Source organism: Pseudomonas sp. RIT-PI-q, assembly GCF_001297125.1.
Classification (GTDB): domain Bacteria; phylum Pseudomonadota; class Gammaproteobacteria; order Pseudomonadales; family Pseudomonadaceae; genus Aquipseudomonas.
Window position 1 is genome coordinate 1 of the sequence record NZ_LHPC01000079.1, and the last position, 395, is coordinate 395.

At 52.2% G+C, this 395-nt stretch carries 2 tRNA genes; both read left to right on the plus strand.

Going from position 1 to position 395, the window contains the following annotated elements:
* The first annotated feature begins 6 nt into the window (after positions 1-6).
* A tRNA-Asp gene (locus tag AEQ67_RS33010) sits at positions 7-83 on the plus strand.
* Between the two features lie 187 nt (positions 84-270).
* Positions 271-346, plus strand: a tRNA-Val gene (locus AEQ67_RS33015).
* Positions 347-395 lie beyond the last annotated feature (49 nt).

A 395-nucleotide genomic window follows, 5' to 3' on the forward strand; every position in this document is an offset into this window, starting at 1 on the left:
TTACGCGCAGCGGTAGTTCAGTCGGTTAGAATACCGGCCTGTCACGCCGGGGGTCGCGGGTTCGAGTCCCGTCCGCTGCGCCATATTCGGTAACCTGGAACGCTGAACGCCAGGTCACCACGGAAAAGCCCGCTGATGCGGGTTTTTTTCTGTCCGTTGTTCCTGCAGGGTGCGTTGTTTTTCAGGGTTTCGGATTTTTTGAAAAATATTTCAATTAAATCAACACTTTACGAAAACCTGTGGCATAATGTGCCCCGCAACGAAGGTAAAGGGTGATTAGCTCAGCTGGGAGAGCGTCTGCCTTACAAGCAGAATGTCGGCGGTTCGATCCCGTCATCACCCACCATTACTTTCAATGTTACGCGCAGCGGTAGTTCAGTCGGTTAGAATACCGG